This is a genomic window from Arthrobacter vasquezii (assembly GCF_029455255.1).
In the GTDB taxonomy this organism is placed as follows: Bacteria; Actinomycetota; Actinomycetes; order Actinomycetales; family Micrococcaceae; genus Arthrobacter_D; species Arthrobacter_D parietis.
This window is the reverse complement of sequence record NZ_JAROKN010000002.1, coordinates 162,091-186,685: the sequence shown is the minus strand read 5'-3', so window position 1 is coordinate 186,685 and position 24,595 is coordinate 162,091. Positions and strand designations below refer to the sequence as shown.

Annotated in this window: 22 protein-coding genes and 1 tRNA gene; 20 read left to right on the top strand and 3 right to left on the bottom strand. The window is 63.9% G+C overall.

Going from position 1 to position 24,595, the window contains the following annotated elements; genetic code table 11:
- Positions 1-54 precede the first annotated feature (54 nt).
- The 6 genes from ribB (at position 55) to hisF (ending at position 3,891) form a co-directional block, all read left to right on the top strand.
- Positions 55-645 carry a 3,4-dihydroxy-2-butanone-4-phosphate synthase gene (gene ribB, locus P4U43_RS01970; protein ID WP_277357234.1) on the top strand — a complete coding sequence of 197 codons (591 nt, stop codon included), beginning with the start codon at positions 55-57 and terminating at the stop codon, positions 643-645.
- Complete coding sequence (gene ribA / locus P4U43_RS01965) at positions 642-1,289, top strand: GTP cyclohydrolase II (RefSeq protein ID WP_277357217.1); 648 nt, start codon at positions 642-644, stop codon at positions 1,287-1,289. Before ribB ends, ribA begins: the two co-directional genes overlap by 4 nt.
- A 42-nt stretch (positions 1,290-1,331) precedes the next feature.
- The gene (ribH, locus tag P4U43_RS01960) at positions 1,332-1,817 is read left to right on the top strand and encodes a 6,7-dimethyl-8-ribityllumazine synthase (protein WP_277357216.1); all 486 of its coding nucleotides are present in this window, start codon (positions 1,332-1,334) and stop codon (positions 1,815-1,817) included.
- Positions 1,818-1,904: 87 nt separating this feature from the next.
- The gene (locus P4U43_RS01955; RefSeq protein WP_277357215.1) at positions 1,905-2,168 is read left to right on the top strand and encodes a phosphoribosyl-ATP diphosphatase; all 264 of its coding nucleotides are present in this window, start codon (positions 1,905-1,907) and stop codon (positions 2,166-2,168) included.
- Between the two features lie 94 nt (positions 2,169-2,262).
- Positions 2,263-3,105, top strand: a complete 843-nt coding sequence (hisG, locus tag P4U43_RS01950; RefSeq protein WP_056547474.1) for an ATP phosphoribosyltransferase — start codon at positions 2,263-2,265, stop codon at positions 3,103-3,105.
- Between the two features lie 15 nt (positions 3,106-3,120).
- Positions 3,121-3,891, top strand: coding sequence for an imidazole glycerol phosphate synthase subunit HisF (hisF, locus tag P4U43_RS01945; RefSeq protein ID WP_277357214.1), 771 nt, complete (start codon positions 3,121-3,123; stop codon positions 3,889-3,891).
- Between the two features lie 36 nt (positions 3,892-3,927).
- Here hisF and P4U43_RS01940 read toward each other — a convergent pair whose 3' ends face one another.
- Positions 3,928-4,572, bottom strand: coding sequence for a TIGR03085 family metal-binding protein (locus P4U43_RS01940; RefSeq protein WP_277357233.1), 645 nt, complete (start codon positions 4,570-4,572; stop codon positions 3,928-3,930).
- 83 nt (positions 4,573-4,655) lie between these two features.
- Here P4U43_RS01940 and hisI point away from each other — a divergent pair, with 83 nt between their 5' ends.
- From hisI to pyk, 11 genes are all read left to right on the top strand, one after another.
- On the top strand, positions 4,656-5,057 hold the full coding sequence (gene hisI / locus P4U43_RS01935; protein ID WP_277357213.1) for a phosphoribosyl-AMP cyclohydrolase: 402 nt from the start codon (positions 4,656-4,658) through the stop codon (positions 5,055-5,057).
- 76 nt (positions 5,058-5,133) lie between these two features.
- On the top strand, positions 5,134-6,696 hold the full coding sequence (locus tag P4U43_RS01930) for an anthranilate synthase component I (RefSeq protein ID WP_277357212.1): 1,563 nt from the start codon (positions 5,134-5,136) through the stop codon (positions 6,694-6,696).
- The gene (locus tag P4U43_RS01925; RefSeq protein ID WP_277357211.1) at positions 6,693-7,328 is read left to right on the top strand and encodes a Trp biosynthesis-associated membrane protein; all 636 of its coding nucleotides are present in this window, start codon (positions 6,693-6,695) and stop codon (positions 7,326-7,328) included. The genes P4U43_RS01930 and P4U43_RS01925 overlap by 4 nt, the downstream gene beginning before the upstream one ends.
- 91 nt (positions 7,329-7,419) lie before the next feature.
- Positions 7,420-7,728, top strand: coding sequence for an HGxxPAAW family protein (locus tag P4U43_RS01920; protein ID WP_056547493.1), 309 nt, complete (start codon positions 7,420-7,422; stop codon positions 7,726-7,728).
- Complete coding sequence (trpC, locus tag P4U43_RS01915; protein WP_277357210.1) at positions 7,729-8,529, top strand: indole-3-glycerol phosphate synthase TrpC; 801 nt, start codon at positions 7,729-7,731, stop codon at positions 8,527-8,529.
- Between the two features lie 70 nt (positions 8,530-8,599).
- On the top strand, positions 8,600-9,919 hold the full coding sequence (trpB, locus tag P4U43_RS01910; RefSeq protein ID WP_277357209.1) for a tryptophan synthase subunit beta: 1,320 nt from the start codon (positions 8,600-8,602) through the stop codon (positions 9,917-9,919).
- A gap of 11 nt (positions 9,920-9,930) precedes the next feature.
- Complete coding sequence (gene trpA, locus P4U43_RS01905) at positions 9,931-10,716, top strand: tryptophan synthase subunit alpha (protein WP_277357232.1); 786 nt, start codon at positions 9,931-9,933, stop codon at positions 10,714-10,716.
- A gap of 2 nt (positions 10,717-10,718) precedes the next feature.
- Complete coding sequence (lgt, locus tag P4U43_RS01900; protein ID WP_277357208.1) at positions 10,719-11,774, top strand: prolipoprotein diacylglyceryl transferase; 1,056 nt, start codon at positions 10,719-10,721, stop codon at positions 11,772-11,774.
- Between the two features lie 267 nt (positions 11,775-12,041).
- Entirely contained in the window at positions 12,042-16,637 is a 4,596-nt protein-coding gene (gltB, locus tag P4U43_RS01895; protein WP_277357207.1) for a glutamate synthase large subunit, read from the top strand.
- Positions 16,630-18,087: a glutamate synthase subunit beta gene (locus P4U43_RS01890; protein WP_277357206.1), complete on the top strand. Its 1,458-nt coding sequence runs from the start codon at positions 16,630-16,632 to the stop codon at positions 18,085-18,087. Before gltB ends, P4U43_RS01890 begins: the two co-directional genes overlap by 8 nt.
- Positions 18,088-18,146: 59 nt before the next feature.
- Positions 18,147-19,640 (top strand): pyruvate kinase, encoded by a 1,494-nt coding sequence (pyk, locus tag P4U43_RS01885; protein WP_277357205.1) that lies wholly within the window; start codon positions 18,147-18,149, stop codon positions 19,638-19,640.
- A gap of 86 nt (positions 19,641-19,726) precedes the next feature.
- Here pyk and P4U43_RS01880 read toward each other — a convergent pair whose 3' ends face one another.
- A complete protein-coding gene (locus tag P4U43_RS01880) occupies positions 19,727-20,329 on the bottom strand; it encodes an ANTAR domain-containing response regulator (protein ID WP_056547505.1) in 603 nt (200 codons plus the stop codon).
- 167 nt (positions 20,330-20,496) lie between these two features.
- Here P4U43_RS01880 and P4U43_RS01875 point away from each other — a divergent pair.
- Positions 20,497-20,578 (top strand) — tRNA-Leu (locus tag P4U43_RS01875).
- Between the two features lie 52 nt (positions 20,579-20,630).
- The gene (locus tag P4U43_RS01870) at positions 20,631-21,284 is read left to right on the top strand and encodes a LysE family translocator (protein ID WP_277357204.1); all 654 of its coding nucleotides are present in this window, start codon (positions 20,631-20,633) and stop codon (positions 21,282-21,284) included.
- A gap of 8 nt (positions 21,285-21,292) precedes the next feature.
- On the opposite strand, the gene P4U43_RS01865 is transcribed toward P4U43_RS01870, so the two are convergent.
- A complete protein-coding gene (locus P4U43_RS01865) occupies positions 21,293-21,787 on the bottom strand; it encodes a PaaI family thioesterase (protein WP_056547511.1) in 495 nt (164 codons plus the stop codon).
- A gap of 163 nt (positions 21,788-21,950) precedes the next feature.
- Here P4U43_RS01865 and polA point away from each other — a divergent pair, with 163 nt between their 5' ends.
- Positions 21,951-24,584, top strand: a complete 2,634-nt coding sequence (polA, locus tag P4U43_RS01860) for a DNA polymerase I (protein WP_404800682.1) — start codon at positions 21,951-21,953, stop codon at positions 24,582-24,584.
- Positions 24,585-24,595: the final 11 nt, after the last annotated feature.

Sequence of the window (24,595 nt, the reverse complement as noted above, 5' to 3'; positions counted from 1 at the left end):
AGCGGTGCGGTGCTTGAGATTGTGCTTGACCCGGTGGACACGGCCGTTGCCGCAATGGCGGCGGGCCGCGCCGTCGTCGTTGTTGACGACGCCAACCGGGAAAACGAGGGCGACATCATCTTCGCTGCCCAGTTCGCAACAACGGAACTGACCGCCTGGACCATCCGGTACACCTCGGGCGTGCTCTGCGTTCCGGTGACCGGAAGAACCGCGGACCGGCTGGAGTTGCCCGCCATGGTGATCAACAACCAGGACGCCAAGCAAACGGCCTACACCGTGTCCTGCGACGCCGCCGCCGGCGTGAGCACCGGTATCAGCGCCGCGGACAGGGCACTGACCGCCAGGACGCTGGCGTCGTCGTCGGCGGTTCCCGCTGACCTCACGCGGCCGGGTCACATGTTCCCCCTGCGGGCGGTGGAGGGCGGAGTGCGGGAGCGGCGCGGTCACACCGAAGCTGCAATTGACCTGTGCCGGCTGGCCGGTGTGGAGTTGGCCGCCGTTATTGCGGAAGTCACGCACGACGACGGCGGCATGATGCGCCTGCCGGCGCTGCGTGAGTTCGCCACCCGCTTCCAGGCGCCGCTGATTTCGATCGAGGACCTGGTGGAGTACCTTGCCGCAGGCGACACGGGAGCCGCTGGATGAGCGCGGTTACCGGCGGTCCCGTAGTCACTATTCCGACGGCGTACGGACCGTTCACCGCGCAGGCCTGGACGGATGCGGCCTCCGGCGTGGAGCACCTGACAATGTCCGCGCCCGGCACGGACATCGCTGACGGTGCCCCGCTGGTCCGGATACACTCGGAGTGCCTCACCGGCGACGTGTTCGGCTCCTACCGCTGTGACTGCGGTGAGCAGCTTGAGCAGGCGCTCGGGCTGGTTCAGGAACAAGGCGGGTCGGTTGTCTATCTGCGGGGCCAGGAAGGTCGCGGGATCGGCCTTGCCAACAAGCTGCGCGCGTATGCGCTGCAGGAGAACGGCGCCGACACGGTCGAGGCAAACGAGCAGCTTGGTCTTCCGGTCGATGCGCGCGATTACCAGGCCGCGGCAGGAATCCTCACCGCTTTGGGCATCAGGAAGATCCGCCTGCTGAGCAACAATCCCGTCAAGCGGGAACACCTTGAGCGGTACGGCATCACCGTGGTGTCGATGGTGCCTTCCGAGATTCCATCGCGACTGGAAAATCAGCAGTACCTCGAGACGAAGCGGGACCGCCTCAACCACCAGCTGTCCCATCTGGAGGAGCGGTTCCACCAGCGTCCCCAGGAAAAGATCGTTCAGCAGAGCTGACAGTTCCTTCCGCCAATCCACCCCCCCATCCCAAGGAGAACCATGGCCGGACACGGCGCCCCCACCATCGACGTCACCAGCATTGCGCACCAACAGCAGGAGCCCGTCCGGCTCGCCGTCATTGCCGCCAGTTGGCACACCGCCATCATGGACGGGCTCCTTGACGGCGCCCGCCGGGCCGCCGCGGATGCCGGCATCGAACCCGTGGTGATTCGCGTACCGGGCAGTTTTGAGTTGCCGGTCGCAGCGGCGAGGTTGGCGCCCCACTATGACGCCGTCGTCGCTCTCGGTGTAGTCATCCGCGGCGGCACACCGCACTTCGACTACGTATGCCAGGCTGCGACGTCGGGACTCACCGAAGTCAGCGTGCGCACGGGTGTGCCTGTGGGCTTTGGCGTGTTGACCTGCGATACCGAAGAGCAGGGCCTTGACCGCGCCGGGCTCGCCGGATCGAGCGAGGACAAGGGATATGAAGCCACCGCCGCAGCATTGGCAACAGCTGCTGTACTGGGGCCCTGGGGCACGTGAACCTCAGGGTGGCCTCGCGTCGGGAGTTTCGTCACACAGAACGGCCCCGGTACGGCGTATCTCATGGAACCCAGTAACCTAGACAGAGTGAAATCCTTCGACACCCTCTTCGCCGAGCTGAGCGAGAAAGCTGCCGCCCGTCCATCGGGGTCACGCACCGTGACCGAGCTGGAGTCAGGCGTGCACGGCATCGGCAAGAAAGTAGTCGAGGAGGCCGCCGAAGTGTGGATGGCCGCCGAGTATGAGTCGAATGAAGCTGCTGCAGAGGAAATTTCCCAGCTGCTGTACCACCTCCAGGTCATGATGATCGCCAAGGGACTCACGCTGGAAGACGTTTACAAGCATCTGTAGCCGCGCGGCGACAATCTTCGCAGAACTCGCGCGCGGCCCAGAGCCTGCTTTCAGGCAACGTCTCCCGCAAAACCCTCCTTCCCAAAGGAACCCCATGCTTCGAGTTGCAGTCCCCAACAAGGGATCCCTGTCCGAATCCGCCTCCGCAATGCTCAGCGAGGCGGGCTACCGCCAGCGTCGCGACACCCGTGAACTGGTGATGGTGGACCCCGAGAACGAGATTGAATTCTTCTTCCTCCGGCCGCGGGACATAGCCGTCTATGTCGGTTCCGGAACCCTCGACGTCGGAATCACCGGCCGCGATCTCTTCCTTGACGCCCAGGTGGAAGCCGAAGAGCTTCTGCCTTTGGGCTTTGGTGCGTCGACGTTCCGCTTCGCCGGCCCGGTCGGAAACTTCAGCTCCGTCGCCGAACTTGAGGGGCGGCGCCTGGCCACCAGTTATGACGGGCTCCTGCGCGACTTCCTGGCTGAGCAGGGCGTCAGCGCCACGGTTGTCCGGCTTGACGGCGCTGTGGAATCGTCAGTGCGCCTCGGCGTCGCAGACGCGATCGCGGATGTCGTCGAAACGGGAAACACCCTGAAGGCCGCCGGCATGGAGATCTTCGGCGAACCCATCCTGAAAAGCGAGGCAGTCCTCATCGGGCGCAAAGGCGCAGCGCCTGTCGGGTTGGACATCCTGATCCGTAGGCTGCAGGGGGTGCTTGTCGCGCGCCAGTATGTGCTGCTCGATTACGACATCCGCAAGGAACTGGTGGATCAGGCCGCGGCGCTGACTCCGGGTCTTGAATCGCCCACTGTCTCGCCGCTGCGTGATTCCGACTGGGTTGCCGTCCGGTCCATGGTGAAGCGCCACAGCACCAACCGGATCATGGACGAGCTCTACGACCTCGGCGCGCGCGCCATCCTGGTGAGCACTATCCACGCGTGCCGGATCTAGGGGCGGAGACCATTCATGAGCGTGGCCATCCGCGTCATACCCTGCCTTGATGTCGACGCCGGACGCGTGGTCAAGGGAATCAATTTCGAAGATCTCCGCGACGCCGGGGATCCGGTGGAACTGGCACACCGTTATGACCGTGCGGGAGCCGACGAACTGACATTCCTTGACGTCACCGCGTCCTCCGGCAACCGCGCCACCACTTTCGACGTGGTTGCAAAGACTGCTGAGGAAGTGTTCATCCCACTGACGGTGGGCGGCGGCGTCCGGGAGATTTCCGACGTCGACCGGCTGCTGCGCGCGGGCGCCGACAAAGCATCCATCAATACCGCAGCGGTCGCCCGCCCACAGGTCATCGATGAGATCACGTCCCATTTCGGCTCGCAGGTCCTGGTACTCAGCCTGGATGCGCGCCGGACGGACAATCCGGCGGCTCACTCAGGCTTCGAAGTGACCACGCACGGCGGCCGCAAGGGGACCGGGATCGACGCGGTCGCCTGGGCACGGGAAGCAGCTGAGCGCGGCGTCGGCGAGATCCTACTGAACTCCATCGATGCTGACGGCACCCGCGAAGGCTTCGATCTTGAGATGATCCGGGCTGTGCGGGCGGCAGTGAAGGTGCCTCTGATCGCCTCCGGGGGAGCGGGTAGGCCGGATCATTTTCCACCGGCCGTTGCAGCGGGCGCCGATGCGGTATTGGCGGCATCGGTGTTCCACTTCGGTCCAGTTGACGCGATCGCCGAGGTGAAGCGGGCTATCCGGGACGCAGGCTTTCCGGTTCGTTAGAACCTAACCCCGGGGGTTGGCCAGAGCCTGGCCTCCCTAGAGCCCAACCTCGGCGCTCTCAAGGAGCGCCACGGCGTCAGGTTGTCCTTCGAAAGTGACCAGTGCATGGCGTGTGCGGCCGTGAGCATGCATGAGCAGTTCCCCGGGTTCGCCCACAATGGCCACCGAGACGGGGGCTCGTTTCGCTACATGCCTGGGACCGTCCGGCCGGACCAGCACAATGCCAAGATCCACGCCGCGGTACAGGATCGCGGCGCGCTTGATCAGCTCGTCCCACAGCGCGTTCGAGTACTCCTCGTCCAGCGCGCGCGGCGCCCACCTACTGGTTGCCCGCCGGACGTCCTCGGTATGCACGAAGTACTCGATCAGGTTGGTGCTGGTGTCAATCGACCGCACTCGCATGGGTGAGTGAAACGGATGCCCCTTGCGGAAGTCGTTGACAAGGGCTTCGTAAGCCGGCGTTGAGGCGGATTTCGCCGCTAGTGTGCGGGTGGCCTTTTCCGAAACAACGGACAGCGGCTTGATGAGGGCCCCGATGCCGACGCTGGGTCTGTGCCCGCGCAGATACAGGTGGGCGGCGAGTTCCTTCGTTTGCCACCCGTCGCAGAGCGTGGGGGAGTGAGGCCCGGCCGCGAGGAGGGTTTCGGCGAGGACTTCACGGGAAGGATCAACGAAATGCATCACTGTTGAAAATAGCATGATGGACGCTCCCCATGCCCGCCGGTGGGCGCTCGTCCCCTGCGACACGACTAGAATCAGTTGCGATGTCACAACACCCCGAACCCCATCCTCCTTCCGTCGCCGGTGAAACACCCGGGCTCGATCCCGCGGTGGCCCACGCACTCAAGAAAGACGCCTCCGGTCTCGTTGCGGCCATCGTCCAGGAACACGACACCGGGGATGTCCTGATGCTGGGCTGGATGGATGAAGAAGCGCTGCGGCGAACCCTGACCAGCGGCCGCGTCACCTTCTACTCGCGGTCGCGGCAGGAATACTGGCGCAAGGGCGACACTTCCGGCCACGTCCAGTATGTGAAGTCGGTTTCGCTGGACTGCGACGGCGATGCCCTGCTGGTGCGGGTGCACCAGGTCGGCGCAGCATGCCATACCGGCACGCGGACCTGTTTCGACGGTAGGGAGCTTGCCGCCGTCGTCGGCTCCGCGTGAGCCATACCGTTTGCATCAGGAGACCAACAGTCCGCCCGCCGTTGCGGATGGACGCGAGATTCAGGAAGCGCATGTCATGGACGAGCTCGGAGTAATCAGCCCAGGCCTGGAGGAGTTCCGCGCCCTTGCCCGGGACCGGCGGGTGATTCCTGTCCGCCTGATGGTGCTTGACGACGCGCACACGCCGATCGGGATCTACCGCAAACTGGCAGATGGCCACCCGGGTACGTTCCTCATGGAATCCGCTGCTGAGGGCGGAGTGTGGTCGCGGTACTCGTTCATCGGCGTGAATTCGCGGGCAACTCTCACCACCAGGGGCGGTGAGGCCTGCTGGCTTGGCGAGCCTCCCGCGGGAGTTCCTGTGGATGGCAATCCGGTCGAAGCACTCCGGCGCACCGTCGAGGAACTCCAGACCGCACGCTTCGACGGACTTCCGCCCTTCACCTCCGGCATGGTCGGCTTCATCGGCTGGGAATCGGTCCGTCACTGGGAACGGCTCACCTCCCCGCCCGAAGACGACCTCGATCTGCCCGAACTGGCCATGAACCTCGTCACCGACATGGCCATTCACGACAATGCAGGCGGCAAGGTGACGCTGGTGGCCAATGCCATCAACTATGACAATTCCCCGGACCGCGTTGACGAAGCCTGGCACGACGCCGTTGCACGCCTCCGCGGCATGCTGCAGCGACTCGCCTCCGCATCGGATCAGCCGGTGTCAGTTTTGGCCGGCGGCGCAACCGACAGTGCAGCGCTGATGTCCCGCGTGCGTGAACGCTGGGATCGCGACCGGTACCTGGCGGCGATCGAGCGCGGCAAGGAAGCCATCGTGGACGGCGAGGTATTCCAGGTTGTCATCTCGCGCCGGTTTGAACTGGACTGCGATGCATCAGCGCTGGATGTCTACCGGGTGCTGCGGACCACCAACCCCAGCCCGTATATGTACCTGTTCAGCCTTGAGGATCCAACTGGACGGCCGTATTCAATCGTCGGTTCTTCACCCGAAGCGCTCGTCACCGTCAACGGCTCGGAAGTCATCACCCACCCCATCGCCGGGTCCCGGCCGCGCGGTAGGACAGCCGAACAGGACCGTGCCCTCGCGGAGGAACTCCTCGCTGATGAGAAGGAGCGTGCGGAGCATCTCATGCTGGTGGACCTGGCACGCAATGACATCTCGAAGGTATGCCGGCCGGGAACCGTGGACGTCACTCAGTTCATGGAGGTAGAGCGGTTCAGCCACATCATGCACCTGGTGTCCACCGTCGTCGGGGAACTGGCCCCGGAGCGGTCCGCCTATGACGTGCTCGCAGCGACTTTTCCAGCCGGGACCCTGTCCGGAGCGCCCAAACCGCGCGCGCTCCGGCTGCTTGATGAACTTGAACCGCACAAGCGGGGCATCTATGGGGGAGTTGTGGGTTACTTCGATTTCGCCGGTGACATGGACATGGCCATCGCCATCCGGTCAGCACTGCTGCGCGACAACCGCGCCTATGTTCAGGCCGGCGGTGGGATTGTTGCCGATTCCAGCCTTGAGGCCGAGGCACAGGAAACGGTTAACAAGGCCGCAGCTCCGCTGCGCGCCGCGCTGATCGCCTCGAGCCTTCATCCGGTAACCGGTACGGGGGCGGGCACTCCGTGAGCGCGTCCTCCCAGTCAGGCGCTCCTGCCGTCTCCCGCACACCCGCCCTGCGTCGCAGGGGCTTTCTCGTCCTCGCGACGGTCGCCTCGGCACTGGCCGCCTTCGGCAGTACCACCCAGACCTGGCTGTCGGTGGCCCTGCCGCAATCCGGGGTGCAAACCCCTTCCATTGAAGTGGCAGGCTCAGATGCAGCCACAGGTGTGACCGCATTCGCGCTGGTGGGTCTGGCCGCGGCGCTGGCAGCATCGATCGCCGGCCGCATCGCGCGGTGGATCATCGCTGTCATTCTGACCGTTGCCGGCGCCGGTATTGCCCTCAGCAGCTTGGCTGTCGCCACCGATCCAGCGAGCGCCGCGACACCCGCAATCGGAGAATCTCTCGGCGTCACCAGCCAGGACGGCGCCTTCGTCACGGCCACCGCCATGCCGTGGCTGGCCGCCGTGGCGGGGCTGTTGCTGGTGCTCTGTGCTGTCTGGCTGCTCATCGCCGGCCGCGGCTGGCGAACGGCCCGTCGCTACGAAAATCGGCAGGATTCCTCGCCCACCCGGAACCCGCAGGCGAAGGCGGACACCAATGCTGACGAGATAGACAGCTGGGACAGCCTCAGCCGGGGTGAGGATCCGACAGGCTGAGTGCCCTTGAGGATTCAGCGCGGCCCTGAATCAGTGCCGTGCTGAATCAATGGCAGAATGGACACCAGACCACAGCACAAGGAGATACGCCATGGCTAAGACCGCGCCCGAGACCCGTTCCAACCAAACCCCGATGGCTGAGCATTCCTCCGTCCATGATGAGACCATCGGACACGGCAACAGCCCGGCGGCGTGGACCTGTGTCTTCGTGATGCTTGCCGGCGCGGCACTGTCCGCGTTCGCCTACATCTTCGCAAGCACCGAGGGCAACCTGGATGCCGGAACCATCCTGTTCTGGATCGGCATCCTCATTATGGTGATCGGCCTCGCGCTCGGAATCATCCTCAAGAAGGCAGGGTTCGGGGTCGGCGGCCACAGGCTCAAGAACACCGGGCACTAAGTGAGCGTTCTCGACGACATCATCCTCGGGGTCCGGGAGGATCTCGATGCACGCAAGATACTTCTTCCGCTTGAAGAGGTTCGTATCCTCGCCGAGCAGGCACCTGCGCCCCGGAACGCGTATGCCGCGCTGGCCGCGCAGGCCGAGGGTGTCAGCGTCATCGCCGAGGTGAAGCGGAAGAGTCCGTCCAAAGGCGAACTGTCAGCAATCCAGGATCCAGCTGAGCTGGCTGCGGCCTATGAGCGAGGCGGAGCCTCGGTGATCAGTGTCCTTACCGAGGAGCGGCGCTTCGGCGGATCGCTGGCAGATCTCGACGCCGTCCGTGCAGCCGTGAACCTGCCGATCCTGCGCAAGGATTTCACGGTGGACGAGTACCAGATCTGGGAAGCACGCGCGCATGGCGCGGATCTGATCCTGCTGATCGTTGCTGCGCTCGACGACGCCACACTCGCCTCCTTCCTCGAACTCACCGAAGAGCTAGGCATGCACGCTCTCGTCGAAACGCATACCGCTGAGGAAGTGCAACGCGCGGTGGCCGTTGGTGCCCGCATCATCGGCGTGAATGTGCGCAACCTCAAGACGCTGGATATTGACCGCTCCGTCTTCCCGGTACTTGCCGGGCTCATTCCTTCCGGTGCGGTTGTAGTTGCCGAATCAGGCGTCCGGGACATCTCCGACGTCGAAAGCTATGTAGCGCAGGGCGCGCGTGCAGTGCTCGTCGGCGAGGCGCTGGTCAGCCACTCCAACCCGGAGGCCACGGTTGGCGAGTTCACCCGCGCAGGCGCGGCATTACGCCACTGAGATTTGCATCACTGAGGCAGTTCCCGCCAGCGCGGACGGCCGCACCCCATCACGACAGGACGACAGGTTCATGACTGAAACCCCACAACCGCAGGCTGCAACTGACGGCGCTGCAGACGCGTTTCTCGCCGGGGGATCGCTGCGCCATGCGCAGGGCCCGTACTTCGGCGCGTACGGCGGACGCTGGATGCCCGAGTCGCTGATCGCCGCCCTGGATGAACTGGAAGAGACCTTCGACAAGGCCAAAGCTGATCCGGACTTCCTGGCCCAGATAGCCGAACTCAACCGGTCCTACTCCGGCAGGCCGTCCCTGCTGACGGAAGCACACCGGTTTGCAGAGCACGCGGGCGGCGTACGGGTATTCCTCAAGCGTGAGGACCTCAACCACACCGGATCGCACAAGATCAACAACGTGTTGGGTCAGGCCCTACTGGCCAAGCGGATGGGAAAGACCCGCGTGATCGCTGAAACGGGTGCCGGCCAGCATGGAGTGGCCAGCGCCACTGCCGCCGCCCTGCTCGGCCTCGAATGTGTTGTCTATATGGGTGCGGAGGACTGCCGGAGGCAGGCACTCAACGTCGCACGCATGCAGCTTCTGGGAGCGGAAGTCATTCCCGTCACCAACGGATCGCAGACGCTGAAAGACGCCATCAACGACGCACTGCGTGACTGGGTGGCCAACGTGCAGACTACGCACTACCTCCTCGGAACGGCTGCCGGCGCCCACCCCTTCCCGGCAATGGTGCGCTATTTCCATGAGGTGATCGGAGAAGAAGCACGCGAGCAGATCCTCGATCTTGCGGGCCGCTTGCCGGATGCCGTCTGTGCCTGCATCGGCGGCGGCTCCAATGCCATCGGAATTTTCCACGGCTTCCTCGATGATCGCGAAGTTGCCCTCTACGGATTTGAGGCAGGCGGGGACGGCGTTGACACCGGACGCCATGCTGCCACGATCACGCTCGGACGGCCGGGCGTCCTTCATGGTGCGCGCTCGTACCTGATGCAGGATGATGATGGGCAAACCGTCGAGTCGCACTCCATCTCCGCCGGCCTGGACTACCCGGGAGTCGGCCCGGAGCACGCGTTCCTTGCAGACATCGGCAGAGCCAGTTATGAACCGATCACAGACGCTGAAGCCATGGAAGCCTTCCGCCTGCTGTGCCGCACCGAGGGCATCATCCCCGCCATCGAGTCTGCGCATGCGCTGGCGGGGACACTGAAAGTGGGCCGGCGCCTGGCTGCGGAGGGTGGGGATCCGCGGGAGAAGATTATTATCGTGAACCTCTCCGGCCGTGGCGATAAGGATGTGGCCACAGCCGCGGAATGGTTTGACCTGTTGCCCGAGGACAGCGCGGAAGCCGAGATCGGCGCGGAAGGCGAACAACTGTGAGCACCGGAACCATGAGCAAGTCAGCCGCCGCAATCGAGCGTGCCCGTGCTGAGGGACGCACAGCCCTTATCGGCTACCTTCCGGCCGGGTTCCCCGACGTGCAGACCACAATTGACGCCGCAGTCGCACTCGCGGAAAACGGCGTGGACCTGATCGAGATCGGGATTCCCTACTCGGACCCCGTGATGGACGGTGCAGTCATTCAGCAGGCGACTGTCGAGGCGCTGCAGAACGGCTTCACCGTTCGTCAGATCTTCGACGTTGTCGAGGGAATCACCAGACGAACAGATGCGGCAGTCCTCGTGATGACCTACTGGAACCCCGTCATGCGCATGGGAGTCCGTGAGTTCGCCGGCCGCCTGGCCGCAGCCGGAGGAGCCGGACTCATCACGCCTGACCTCGTTCCGGACGAGGCAGCCGAGTGGATGGCTGTCTCGGAAGAGTTCGGGCTCGACCGCGTGTTCCTGGTCGCTCCCTCAAGCTCTCCTGAACGCATGCAGTCCACGGTCGATTCAACGCGGGGATTTGTCTACGCCGTGTCCATCATGGGCATTACAGGCGCCCGTTCCTCGGTCAGCTCGGCTGCGCGCGAGGTTGTTGCAGCGGCCCACCAAGCCGGTGCTGAGCGGGCCTGTGTGGGACTCGGAGTGTCCACTGCTGAACATGTCCGGGAGATCGGGGCTTATGCGGACGGGGTGATTGTCGGCACCGCCCTCGTTGCAGCCCTGCGTGATGGCGGCGTTCCCGCCGTGGCCGCACTGGCGAAAGACCTGAGCACCGGAACCGGAAAGGGCTGACCATGATCCCCGCCAGCATCCCCAGCCCGCCCGCAGAATGGGCCAGCTTCTCGATCGGTCCAGCCACTATCCATGCGTACGCGCTCTGCATCCTCACCGGCATCATCGTTGCGCTGCTCCTCACCTCGGCGCGTTGGAAGCGCTACGGCGGCAACCCCGACGTCGTCTGGGATGTTGCCATCTGGGCTGTTCCTTTCGGGCTGATCGGCGGGCGCCTCTACCACGTCTTTTCCTCACCGGACGCGTATTTCGGGCCTGACGGAGATCTCTCGCGCATACCCCGGATCTGGGAAGGCGGCCTGGGAATCTGGGGTGCCGTTGCCCTCGGAGCGGTCGGGGCCTGGATAGGCTGCCGCCGCGCCGGCGTCAGACTCGCCGCCTTTGCGGACGCTGCTGCGCCCGGAGTCCTGCTCGCGCAGGCAATCGGCCGTTGGGGTAACTGGTTCAACCAGGAACTGTTCGGTGCGCCAACCGATCTGCCGTGGGGACTCGAGATCGACGCCGACAACCCCAACTTCCCCGCGGGTGCGGATCCGGGAACGCTGTTCCACCCCACCTTCCTGTATGAATCGCTCTGGAACCTGGCAGGCGTTGCACTCCTGCTGCTCCTGGACCGCAAATTCAAGCTGCGCGGCGGGCTCATGTTCTGGCTGTACGCCGCCTACTACACGGCGGGCCGGGTCTGGATTGAAGCCCTGCGGATCGACGACGCCGAAATGATCACCATTCTCGGGGTGACCCAGCGTCTGAACGTGTGGACGAGCGTACTCGTGCTGGTCGTCTCGCTCGCCATTTTCGCGTACCTGTCAGTGAAGCAGCGGGGCGTAACCGAGCACTCCGTCTACCTGCCCGGACGCGCTCCAGTCGGCACGGACAACGACGAAACCGTGCACGCAGCGGCAGATAACGGATCGGGCACAGACGTCCAGAGTTCGGACACATCGGCTGGGACAGAGCCGGGGCGTGCTAATCTTCCAGAAACAAAAGACGCCTCGGGTACGCCTGCCTCCGCTGGACTTGCCCCCGAGGAACCCCGGGAATCAGATCCCCGAAACTAGCGTCCAGCTGGGCCACCGCCCTAGCTCAAGACACTGTCACAGCGTCGTGGCTCTGCTCGGTATACCAGCTGGCTCACAGGCTTCCGCCCGTACCGCGCTTGACCAGGCCGTACCGCCGTCAATTCATGCCCGCAATCTCTGCCGGCGTGAGGCGTGCCGGTTCTACAATGTGCACAAGGAAATGAAGCGCTTCCCTGCAGGGGAAGGCGCGCCCGGGGCCGAAGCTGTCCCCTCCCGACGCTCCATCATGGGGGAAGGACTCTATCTATGACTGCACCCATCACTGGTTTGCCTCCGAAGGCGACCCACAGCGAATCGCCGTTCAAGCGGTTCGCGTCATACCCGAAGGCATCCGGACTTTACAACCCGGAAAACGAGAAGGACGCCTGCGGTCTGGCCGTCATTGCCACGCTCCGCGGGGAGCCGGGCCACGACATCGTTGATGCAGCGCTCACCGCCCTGCGCAACCTCGAACATCGCGGCGCCGTAGGGGCTGACGAGGGAACGGGCGACGGCGCGGGCCTCCTCACCCAGGTTCCTGACGAATTCTTCCGCGCGGTCGTTGACTTCGAGCTTCCCGCCGCCGGTACCTACGCCGTCGGCACTGCCTTCCTTCCAGCCGAGGCCGGCGAAGAGGCAACTGCCCGTGCCGGGATCGAGAGCCTTGCCGAGTCCGAAGGCCTTTTGGTTCTCGGCTGGCGAGAGGTTCCCATCACCGTTGACCTCGTCGGATCCATGGCCAGGGCCTGCATGCCGCACTTCGTGCAGTTGTTCATCGCACCCGTTGCCGGCACAGCCCAGGATCTTGATGCCAGGGCCTTCCGTCTGCGCAAGCGGGCCCAGAACAAGTACGGCGTGTATTTTCCCTCGCTGTCGTCCAGGACCATGGTCTACAAGGGAATGCTGACCACGGCGCAACTCGAGCCTTTCTACCCGGACCTGTCAGACCCGCGCTTCAAAACCAAGCTCGGCATTGTCCACTCGCGCTTTTCTACGAACACCTTTCCTTCGTGGCCGCTGGCGCAGCCCTTCCGCGCCATTGCGCACAATGGGGAAATCAACACCGTCAAGGGCAACCGGAACTGGATGCGTGCGCGGCAATCGCAGCTTGCCAACCCCCTGTTGGGCGATTCGCCCGAGGAACTGTTCCCCATTTGCACCCCGGGCGCCTCAGACTCCGCGTCCTTCGATGAGGTAGCGGAACTGCTGACCCTGGCCGGACGCCCCATCACGCACGCAATCATGATGATGATTCCGGAGGCGTGGGAAAACCACACGTCCATGGACCCGGCCCGGCGCGCCTTCTACCAGTACCACTCGATGCTCATGGAGCCCTGGGACGGCCCGGCAGCGGTTTCCTTCACGGACGGACGGCTTGTCGGGGCGGTGCTGGACCGCAACGGCCTTCGCCCCGCCCGGTATTGGGTGATGGAAGACGGTCTTGTCGTCCTTGCCTCCGAAGTCGGCGTCATCGACGTCGAACCCTCCAAGATCGTGCGCAAGGGGCGCGTATCACCCGGCAAGATGTTCCTCGTTGACACGGAGGACGGCCGCATCATTGAGGACCAGGAGGTCAAAGCCGAGGTCGCGGCGGCCAACCCGTGGGGCGAGTGGGTGAAGGAAAACCTGATCGACCTGAAGGACCTGCCTGAGCGCGAGCACGTTGTACACACCAAGGCTTCGATCAACCGCCGGCAGCGTACCTTCGGCTACACGCAGGAGGAACTGCGCATCCTGCTCGGACCCATGGCGAAGGCTGGTGCGGAGCCGCTGGGCGCAATGGGTTCGGACACGCCGATCGCTGTCCTGTCCAAGCGGCCGCGCCTTCTGTTCGACTACTTTGTGCAGTCCTTCGCGCAGGTCACCAACCCGCCGCTGGATGCGATCCGCGAGGAACTGGTCACCTCAATGGGCGTGACCATCGGGCCGGACGGAAACCTGCTCTCCGCCAGGCAGGTGCGCTCCAAACAGATCGCGCTGACCTTTCCGGTCATCAACAATGATGAGCTGGCGAAGATCGCCAACCTTGAATCCGACGACGGCGACCGCCTCACTGTCCGCGTGCGCGGTCTGTACAGGGTCGACGGCGGCGAAGCATCCCTGCGCGCCCGGCTTGCGGAAATCTGTGAGCAGGTTTCCAGCGCAATCAACCGCGGCATCCAATATGTGGTGCTCTCGGACCGCGACTCCAACGCGCAGTGGGCTCCGATCCCGTCGCTGCTGCTGACCAGCGCCGTTCACAACCACCTGCTGAAGAGCGCCACGCGGACCAAGACGTCCCTGGTAGTCGAAGCCGGCGACGTTCGGGAAGTGCACCATGTTGCGGTGCTCATCGGTTACGGTGCGTCCGCCATCAACCCCTACCTCGCCATGGAAAGCTGCGAGGAACTCGTCCGCAATGGGGACATCACCGGCGTCACCGCGGAGCAGGCTGTCGCGAACCTGATCAAGGGCCTCGGCAAGGGCGTGCTGAAGATCATGTCCAAGATGGGTATCTCCACCGTCAGCTCCTACTGCGGCGCGCAGACCTTCGAAGCCCTCGGGCTCGCGCAGGAGTTGGTGGACGAATACTTCCACGGCACGCAGACGCAGTTGGGCGGCGTCGGGCTGGACGTGGTTGCTGCCGAGGCAGCGGCGCGTCACGAGTTCGCGTACCCGCAGGACGGGATCGAAGACCCGTACCGCAGCCTGGACAATGGCGGCGAATACCAGTGGCGCCGGGAAGGCCCGCCGCACCTGTTCAATCCCGAAACGGTGTTCCGACTGCAGCACGCCACGCGTGAACGCCGCTACGACATTTTCAAGTCGTACACCAAGGGTGTTGACGACCAGTCCCGCGAGCTGATGACCCTGCGCGGCCTGCTCGGTTTCAAAGAAGGGCTGCGGCCGCCGGTACCGCTCGATGAAGTAGAGCCGGTATCGAGCATCGTCAAGCGTTTCTCCACCGGCGCCATGAGCTACGGGTCCATCTCCCAGGAGGCCCACGAGACGCTTGCCATCGCCATGAACCGCCTGGGCGCAAAGTCCAACACCGGTGAAGGCGGCGAGGACGTGGAGCGGCTGCTGGATCCTGAGCGTCGCTCGGCGATCAAGCAGGTTGCATCGGGACGGTTCGGCGTCACCAGCCTCTACCTGACCAACGCCGACGACATCCAGATCAAGATGGCGCAGGGAGCCAAGCCCGGCGAGGGCGGCCAGCTGATGAGCCAGAAGGTCTATCCGTGGGTTGCCCGGACGAGGCACTCCACACCCGGGGTCGCGTTGATCTCACCGCCCCCGCATCACGACATCTACTCGATCGAGGATCTCGCGCAGCTGATCTATGACCTGAAGCGCGCCAACACCTCAGCGCGGGTCCACGTGAAGCTGGTTTCAGAGGTCGGGATCGGCACAGTGGCTGCCGGCGTCACAAAGGCGAAGGCCGACGTCGTACTCATTTCCGGGCATGATGGCGGAACGGGTGCCAGCCCGCTCAACTCGCTGAAGCATGCGGGCGTCCCCTGGGAGCTCGGCGTGGCTGAGACTCAGCAGACGCTGATGCTCAACGGCCTGCGCGAGCGCGTGGTGGTTCAGGTTGACGGGCAGCTCAAGACCGGTCGTGACGTCCTGATCGCAGCGTTGCTCGGCGGCGAGGAGTTCGGTTTCGCAACCGCACCGCTCGTGGTTTCGGGCTGCATCATGATGCGCGTGTGCCATCTGGACACCTGCCCGGTAGGCGTGGCAACGCAGAATCCGGAACTGCGAAGCCGCTTCACCGGCAAGCCGGAGTTCGTGGTGAACTTCTTCGAGTTCATCGCCGAGGAAGTCCGCGAACTGCTCGCCGAACTCGGTTTCAGGACGGTGGCTGAGGCGATCGGCCACAATGAAGTGCTTGACGTTCAGCGTGCCGTTCGGCACTGGAAGGCCGACGGGCTGGATCTCGATCCCATCCTGCGCGGAAACGAATTCGGTGAGGATGCACCGCGCCGGAATCTGATCGTGCAGAACCACGAGCTGGACCAGCACTTCGACAACAAGCTGATTGATATGAGCAGCGACGCGCTGAACCACCGCGCGCCGGTGCGCATCACACTCGACGTTGTCAACACCGACCGCTCGGTCGGCACCATGCTGGGCTACGAGGTCACCCGCCGGTTCGGTACGGAGACCCTCGCAACGGACACCATCGATGTCACGCTGACCGGCCAGGCGGGCCAGTCACTTGGAGCCTTCCTTCCGGCCGGCATCACCTTGCGGCTGCTGGGCGACTCGAATGACTACGTCGGCAAGGGCCTGTCCGGCGGGCGCATCATTGTGCGTCCGGATCGCGCGAACGTCTTTGCGGCGGAACGCAATGTTATTGCAGGGAACGTCATCGGCTACGGCGCGACAAGCGGCGAGATCTTCCTCCGCGGCCAGGTGGGGGAGCGTTTCCTGGTGCGCAACTCCGGCGCCACAGCCGTTGTCGAGGGAATCGGCGACCACGGATGCGAGTACATGACCGGTGGGCAGACACTGATCCTTGGGCGCACCGGGCGGAACTTCGGCGCCGGTATGTCCGGAGGCACCGCCTACGTCCTCGACCTCGATGAATCCCGCCTGAATGTGCAGGCGCTGAACAGCGGCGAACTGAAGCTGGAGGAACTGGACGCCGAGGATATCGAGATTGTCCGCCAGTTGCTGCTCCGTCACCAGGAGGAGACCGGGTCGCCTCTCGCAGCGAAGCTGCTTGAGGATTTCGAGAGCACCGTGCCCCGCCTGACCAAGGTGCTGCCGCGTGACTTCGCACGTGTCCTCGACGCCCGCGCCGCTGCCATCGAAGAGGGGCTCGACCCCGACGGGGAAGAGGTCTGGAACAGAATTTTGGAGGTTACCGGTGGCTGACCCACGCGGATTCATGAAGGTACGCGAGCGGCAGACGCAGCCGCGCAGGCCCGTTCCGGTCCGGATCATGGACTGGAAGGAAGTGTATGAGGCCCAGGAAAAGGGTGTGCTGAAGAGCCAGGCCGGCCGGTGCATGGACTGCGGCATCCCGTTCTGTCACCAGGGCTGCCCGCTGGGGAACCTCATTCCGGAGTGGAATGACCTGATGTGGCGGGACAAGGGCCGCGAGGCAATCGACCGGTTGCACGCCACCAACAATTTCCCGGAGTTCACCGGACGGCTGTGCCCCGCTCCCTGTGAGGCGTCCTGCGTTCTCGGGATCAACCAGCCTCCGGTCACGATCAAGCAGGTCGAGGTTTCGATCATCGACGAGGCGTTCGACAACGATTGGGTCCACCCCCACCCGCCGGAGCGGCTGACGGGCAAGACCATCGCCGTCGTCGGCTCGGGCCCGGCGGGCCTTGCCGCAGCGCAGCAGCTCACCCGGGCGGGGCACACAGTCGCGGTCTACGAGCGCGATGATCGCATCGGCGGTCTCCTGCGCTACGGGATCCCGGACTTCAAGATGGAGAAGATCCAGCTCGACCGGCGACTTGACCAGATGAAGGCCGAGGGGACGCGCTTCCGGGCGGGTGTCGAGGTAGGCCGTGACATCAGTTGGGACCAGCTGCGCCGCCGCTATGACGCCGTCGTAATCTCAACCGGTGCAACGGTACCGCGCGATCTGCCGATTCCCGGCCGCGATCTTGACGGCGTGCATTTCGCCATGGAGTACCTCGTTGAATCGAACCGGGTTGTCGCGGGGGAGGAAATCGAGGACCAGATTCATGCCGAGGGCAAGCACGTCGTCATTCTCGGCGGCGGTGACACCGGCGCCGACTGCATCGGCACCGCTCACCGGCATAAGGCAGCCTCGGTCACCACTCTGGCAATCGGGCAGCAGCCGCCGATTGAGCGCATGGCCAACCAGCCCTGGCCTACTTTCCCCACGTTGTTCGAGGTAGCAAGCGCGCACGAGGAGGGCGGTGAGCGTACCTATCTGGCGTCAACGGTCGAATTTGTCGGTGAGAACGGCAAGCTCACCGCCGTGCGTGTCGCCGAAACCGAATTCAGCAACGGGAAGAGGCTCCCGAAGCCCGGAAGCGAGCGGGATATCCCCGCGGACCTGGTGTTCCTCGCACTGGGGTTCACGGGCCCGGAACCTGCCGGAATCGCTGACCAGCTCGACGCGGCTTTTGACGGGCGCGGTAACGTTGAGCGCGATGGGTACTACATGACCAACACGCCTGGAATCTTCGTTGCAGGCGATGCGGGACGCGGACAATCCCTCATCGTCTGGGCTATCGCTGAGGGGCGTGCGTGCGCGGCTGCGGTTGATCAGTGGCTGATGGGCCAGACCAAGCTGCCCGCGCCGGTAGCACCGACAGACCGCGCGCTCAACGTCCTGTAGTTTCCCGGGACGCCTAGAGCGCACAGCAATCCACGAACACGACACGACAGGCAAGGTTTATGAGACGCGCAAAGATAGTGGCCACCTTCGGCCCGGCAATCGCGAGCTATGAGAACACCCTCGCAGTACTTGAGGCCGGGGTGGATGTCGCCCGTATGAACATGAGTCACGGTGACCACACCGTGCACAACCAGACCTACGAATTTGTACGGAAGGCGGCTGAGGAACTCGGCCGCCCCGTTGGAATTTTTGCGGATCTGCAGGGCCCTAAGATCCGGCTGGGCCGCTTCGTTGACGGACCCCACGTGCTGCTTCCGGGTGACACGTTCACCATCACCACCGAGGACGTCGAGGGCACCGCCGAGATCTGCTCGACCACCCACAAGGGACTGCCGCAGGACGTCAACGTCGGCGACACCCTGCTGATCGACGACGGCAAGGTAGCGATGGTCGCCGTTGCGGTCGACGACACCAAGGTAACCGCCGAGGTCACCGTGGGCGGCGCAGTCTCCAACAACAAGGGCATCAACCTGCCCGGTGTGGCAGTCAATGTTCCGGCGTTGAGCGACAAGGACGAGGAAGACCTCCGTTGGGCGATCCAGCGTGGCGTCGACATGGTGGCGCTGTCCTTCGTACGGAATGCAGCCGACGTCGACCGCGTCCACGAGATCATGGATGAGGAGGGCCGGCGCGTTCCGGTCATCGCCAAAATCGAGAAGCCGCAGGCTGTCGACGCGATAGAAGAGATCATCGATGCCTTCGACGCCATCATGGTGGCGCGAGGCGATCTCGGTGTGGAGCTGCCGCTTCAGGACGTCCCCATTGTGCAGAAGCGAGCCGTTGAGCTCGCCCGCCGCTGGGCCAAGCCGGTCATCGTCGCCACCCAGGTGCTCGAGTCAATGATCGACAATCCCCGTCCTACCCGCGCCGAAGCTTCGGACTGCGCCAATGCAGTGCTCGACGGCGCTGACGCGGTCATGCTGTCCGGAGAGACCAGCGTTGGAAAGTACCCGATCGAGACGGTGCGCACCATGGCGGACATCATCGAGTCCACCGAGAAGCATGGACTTGACCGCGTACCCCCGCTGGGCAGCAAGCCCAAGACCCGCGGTGGCGCCATTACGCGCGCAGCCGTGGAAATCGCCGACCAGCTGGATGCGAAGTACATCTGTACCTTCACCCAGTCAGGCGACTCCGCACGCCGCCTGTCCCGCCTTCGCCCGACGAAGCCTGTCTTCGCCTTCACTCCGTCGCAGTCAACTCTCAACACGATGTCGCTGATCTGGGGTGTGCAGCCGATGCTCGTTGAGTACGCGGAACACACCGACCAGATGACCGCCCAGGTGGACCGGGTGCTTTTCGAGCAGAAGCTGGTGGACCTGAATGACCTCGTGGTCATCGCTGCCGGGTCGCCTCCCGGCCAGTCCGGCTCAACGAACTCCATCAAGGTTCACAAGGTCGGCGACATCGCGGACGCTGGACAACTGCCTGACCACTACTCGCCCAGCAAGGAGAAGGTCGGTCCCTGGCCGGTCAAGAACAAGCACAAGTAACTCTCTGCCCAGGAACTGAATCCGGCACAGACTGAAGAAGGGACCTTGCCTCAGCGGCAAGGTCCCTTCTCTGCTTTGTGGAGAGCCTAATTGACCTGGTTGATGATGGTTTCTGCAACTTCACGCATGCTCAGACGGCGGTCCATGGACGTCTTCTGGATCCAGCGGAAGGCCTCAGGCTCGGTAAGCCCCATCTTCGTGGTGAGCAGGCTCTTTGCGCGCTCGACAAGCTTGCGCGTGGCGAACTGCTCCTGAAGGTCGGAGACCTCGTTCTCCAGGGCCTTGATTTCCTCGTGGCGGGAGAGAGCGATTTCGATAGCAGGGACCAGATCAGCAGGCGTGAAGGGCTTGACCACGTAGGCCATTGCGCCGGCGTCGCGGGCGCGCTCCACGAGCTCCTTCTGGCTGAAGGCAGTCAGAAGGACTACCGGCGCTATGCGGGCCTTCACGATCTGCTCAGCGGCGGTGATTCCGTCCATGACCGGCATCTTCACATCCATCAGCACAAGGTCCGGCTTATGTTCCTTGGCCAGCTCAACGGCCTTCTCGCCGTTATCCGCCTCGGCGACAACGTCATAGCCCTCGCCGCGCAGGATCTCCACGATGTCGAGGCGTATGAGGGTTTCGTCCTCAGCGACAATCACGCGCCGCGCCGGGCTCGAGTTAGCTGAGTCGCGGTTTTGAGACACTGGTGGCTCCTAGGTATGCGTTCAATGATTCTGCGTTTTCCGAGTGCAGCAGCGCAGCCGAAAAGGCACGGTGCACCGGTTCACTGGAACAGCCTATCGGCATGTAGAGTAGATTCGCGCACCCGGGGGTTCATGAGTCATGGAACTCACGTTGGGTGCATTGAACGGCCCGAATGGCGGAATTGGCAGACGCGCTGCACTCAAAATGCAGTATCGAAAGGTGTGTGGGTTCGAGTCCCACTTCGGGCACCGCCGGGTTAAAATGTCGTTCTTCCGACTCATTGCGGTATCATGGCGCCACATGCTTTCTAATGGAGACATGTCGATGTCCTCCTACCTGGCGTTTTGCGGATTGTGCGTGGTGCTGGCTGTGACGCCCGGCCCTGATAGCTTCCTCATTCTTCGCTTCAGTCTCCGGAAGCTGTCCTCCGGTGTCGCCGCTTCCTTCGGCTCCGCCGTCGGCTACCTTGCCTGGGCCGGTTTGGTCGCCGTCGGTCTTGCGGCCCTCATCGAACAGTCAGCGGTCGCGTTTCGGGGGCTGAAAGTGCTCGGCGGCATCTACCTTGTTTATCTGGGAATCAAAGCCATCCGGGGAGACGGGAAGAAATCTTCGGCTGTCGTTCCGGACGGCGCGGAGATGGCAGGTGCGCGGGCCTGGAGTTCGTGTGCAGCCGGGCTGACCTCCACGATGCTGAATCCGAAGGTGGGACTGTTCTTCCTCGCCGTGGTGCCGCAGTTCCTCCCCAAGGACGGTTCAGTCTTCGCTGTCACCATGCTGCTTGGGGCAACCCTCGGACTCATCGTGCTGGTCTATCTGGCAGGTCTGTGCCTCGTTGCGGCCAAGGCAAACGCCTGGCTGAACCGGCCGCGCGTCACCCGGAATCTGGAGATTTCATCCGGGGGCGTCCTCGGGGTGCTGGGCATCGGAACCGCCGCGTCCGCAGCCTACGCCTGAGCGCCGCTTCACCCGTTTGGCTGGCGCACGTCCCTGATCAGATTGGTGATACGGGCAGTGGAAAGCCGCTTCCCCTCCTCATCCGTCATGACCACCTCATGCGTAGCAAGGGTGCGGCCCAGATGGATGGCGACGGCGGTGCCGGTGACCAGCCCGGCAGAGGCGGACCGGTGGTGCGTGGCGCCGATTTCGATGCCGACTGCCTGCCGGTCTGGCCCGGCATGGATTCCTGCTGCGAAGGAGCCGAGCGTTTCCGCCAGGACGAGGTGCGCCCCGCCATGCAGGATGCCCGCTACCTGCTGATTTCCCTCGACAGGCATGGTGGCGACCATCCGCTCCGCACTCATCTCCTGGAAAACAATGCCCATCTTGGCTGCGAGTCGGCCAATGCCATGTCCCCGCAGCCAGTCGTGCATGTGCGTCGGCACGCCGGCGGCAGTAAGTTCCTCGAGGAACGGGTGGGAGCGCTCGGGTCCTGCGTCCGGAGTGAATTTGTCATCCATGGGAACTAGGCTGGCACCTGTGAGCCAAACAAACCAAACCGTCCAGACTGACGAGCGCACCGGCGTGCAGGGCAGCGTGCAACCAGATGTCGGGACCGGCGCCGCGCCGGGTGCCGTCAATACGCTGGAGCGATCCCGCCTGCTGGTCGTTGACGGCCATTCCATGGCTTTCCGGGCGTTCTACGCGCTGCCTGCCGAGAACTTTTCCACGGACACCGGCCAGCACACCAACGCGGTGTACGGGTTCACTGCCATGCTGATCAATCTGTTGCGCGACCAGGAGCCCACGCACGTAGCCGTTGCCTTCGACCTCGACACGCCAACCTTTCGGGATACCGAATACTCCGAGTACAAGGGCGGACGTTCGCGGACGCCGGAGGAGTTCCACGGCCAGATTGACCTCATCATCAAAGTGCTTGAGACCATGCGCATTCCCACGCTCTCCATGGAAGGCTTCGAGGCTGATGACGTCCTGGCCACTCTGGCAGTCGGCGCGGCCGAGCGGGGCTGGGATGTTCAGGTAGTCAGCGGGGACCGCGATGTTTTCCAGCTGGTGAATGACCGCGTCACGGTCCTGTACCCCAAGCAGGGCGTTACCAACATCCCGCAGATGGATGCCAAGGCCGTGGAGGAGAAGTACTTCGTTCCCCCTCACCTGTACTCGGATCTCGCTGCGCTCGTGGGGGAGACGGCGGACAACCTCCCCGGCGTTCCCGGAGTAGGCCCGAAGACAGCCGCCAAGTGGATCCTGAAGTATGGCGGCCTCGAGGGCATCATCGAGAACCTTGACGCCATCGGAGGCAAGGTAGGCGATGCGCTCCGCGAGAACATCGAGAACGTCAAGCGCAACCGGCGTCTGAACCGCCTCCTGACAGATCTGGAACTCCCTGTCGATCTGCAGGCCACGGCCGCTCAGCGGCCTGACCGTGATGCCGTCGAGGATCTGTTCGACGCGCTGCAGTTCAATGTGCTCAGGAAGCGTCTGTTCGATCTCTTCGGAGAGGAAGAGCCGGACATCGCCAGGGATGAGATGGCACCGCCGGAGCACCAGATCATCACAGCGGCCGCTGAACTGACCCGGTGGTTCAACGGAACCAATCAGGCAACAGCGGCAGTGCAGGTTGTCACGCGGTCCACGAGCGGGGGAGAGGAAGCTATCGGGGTGGCGCTCGTGACGGCTTCGGCAGCCGTGTACGTTCCGTTCGAGGAACTGGGTGCTGACGCGGAGCACGTCATCGCGCAGTGGCTCCAGGACCTGGATGCACCCAAGGTGGTCCATGATTTCAAAGCGGCTTACAAGCTGCTCCATGCCCGCGGTTTCACCCTTGCGGGTGAGGTCGATGACACTGCGATTTCCGGATACCTCATCCAGCCCGACCGACGAAGCTACGAACTCGCTGACCTCAGCCAGGTCCACCTGAAGCTCACCCTCCCGACGGCGGCAGCTGCCGCCGGCGGTCAGCAGGCGCTGGCGCTTGAGGAAGAGGACGTCGCCACTCCTGCCGTTGCCGCTGCCTACGCCGCTCTCGAGCTGAGCAGGCATTTCGCGGGCCAGCTGGTGGAGCGCGGAGCCAACCAATTGCTCGCGGGACTGGAACTGCCCCTGTCCGAGGTACTGGCCCGGATGGAGCTCACGGGAATCAGCGTCGCGGTGGACGGACTGGACCGCCTTTACGACGACTTCTCTGCAACCATGGCGAACACCAGCGCCGAAGCCTTCAAAATCATCGGCAAGGAAATCAATCTCGGTTCTCCCAAGCAGCTCCAGGCTGTGCTGTTCGACGAGCTTGCGCTGCCGAAGACGAAGAAGATCAAGACCGGATACTCCACGGACGCAGATGCCCTGACGGATCTGATCGTCAAGACGGGACACCCTTTCCTGGAGCAGCTGCTCGCGCACCGCGACGCCTCGAAGCTCCGCCAGACGGTGGAGGGACTACGCAAATCGGTGGCGGACGACGGTCGTATCCACACCACGTACGTTCAGACGATCGCCGCCACCGGGCGCCTTTCCTCCATGAATCCGAACCTGCAGAACATTCCGATCCGCTCCGATGAGGGTCGGAGAATTCGGGAGGCGTTCGTGGTGGGCCCGGGCTACGAGTCCCTGATGACCGCCGATTATTCGCAGATCGAAATGCGGATCATGGCGCACCTCTCCGGTGATGAGGGCCTGATCGAGGCATTCAACGAGGGGGAGGACCTGCACCGCTTCGTCGGTTCGCACATCTTCCACGTGGCTCCGGAGGACGTCACCAACGCCATGCGCTCGAAGGTCAAAGCCATGTCCTACGGGCTGGTGTACGGCTTGAGCTCCTTCGGCCTCTCGAAGCAGCTGGCCATTTCTGTGGACGAGGCGCGCACCTTGATGGGCGACTACTTCGATAGGTTTGGGGCTGTGAGGGACTACCTGCGCGGAATCGTCGAGCAGGCGCGGAAGGACGGTTTCACCTCCACCATCGAGGGCAGGCGGCGCTATCTGCCGGACCTTTCGAGCGACAACCGGCAGCTGCGGGAGATGGCAGAGCGCGCAGCATTGAACGCACCGATCCAGGGATCAGCAGCGGACATCATCAAGAAGGCTATGCTCGGCGTCGAGAATGAACTGCGGTCCCGGGGGCTCACCTCCCGGATGCTGCTCCAGGTACACGATGAACTGGTGCTCGAAATCGCTCCCGGCGAGCGGGATGAAGTTGAGCAGCTGGTCCGTGCTGAAATGGCCGGTGCGGCGGACCTATCCGTTCCGCTCGACGTCTCGGTCGGCACCGGTACGAGCTGGCACGAAGCTGCCCATTAGGCGCAGGGGCT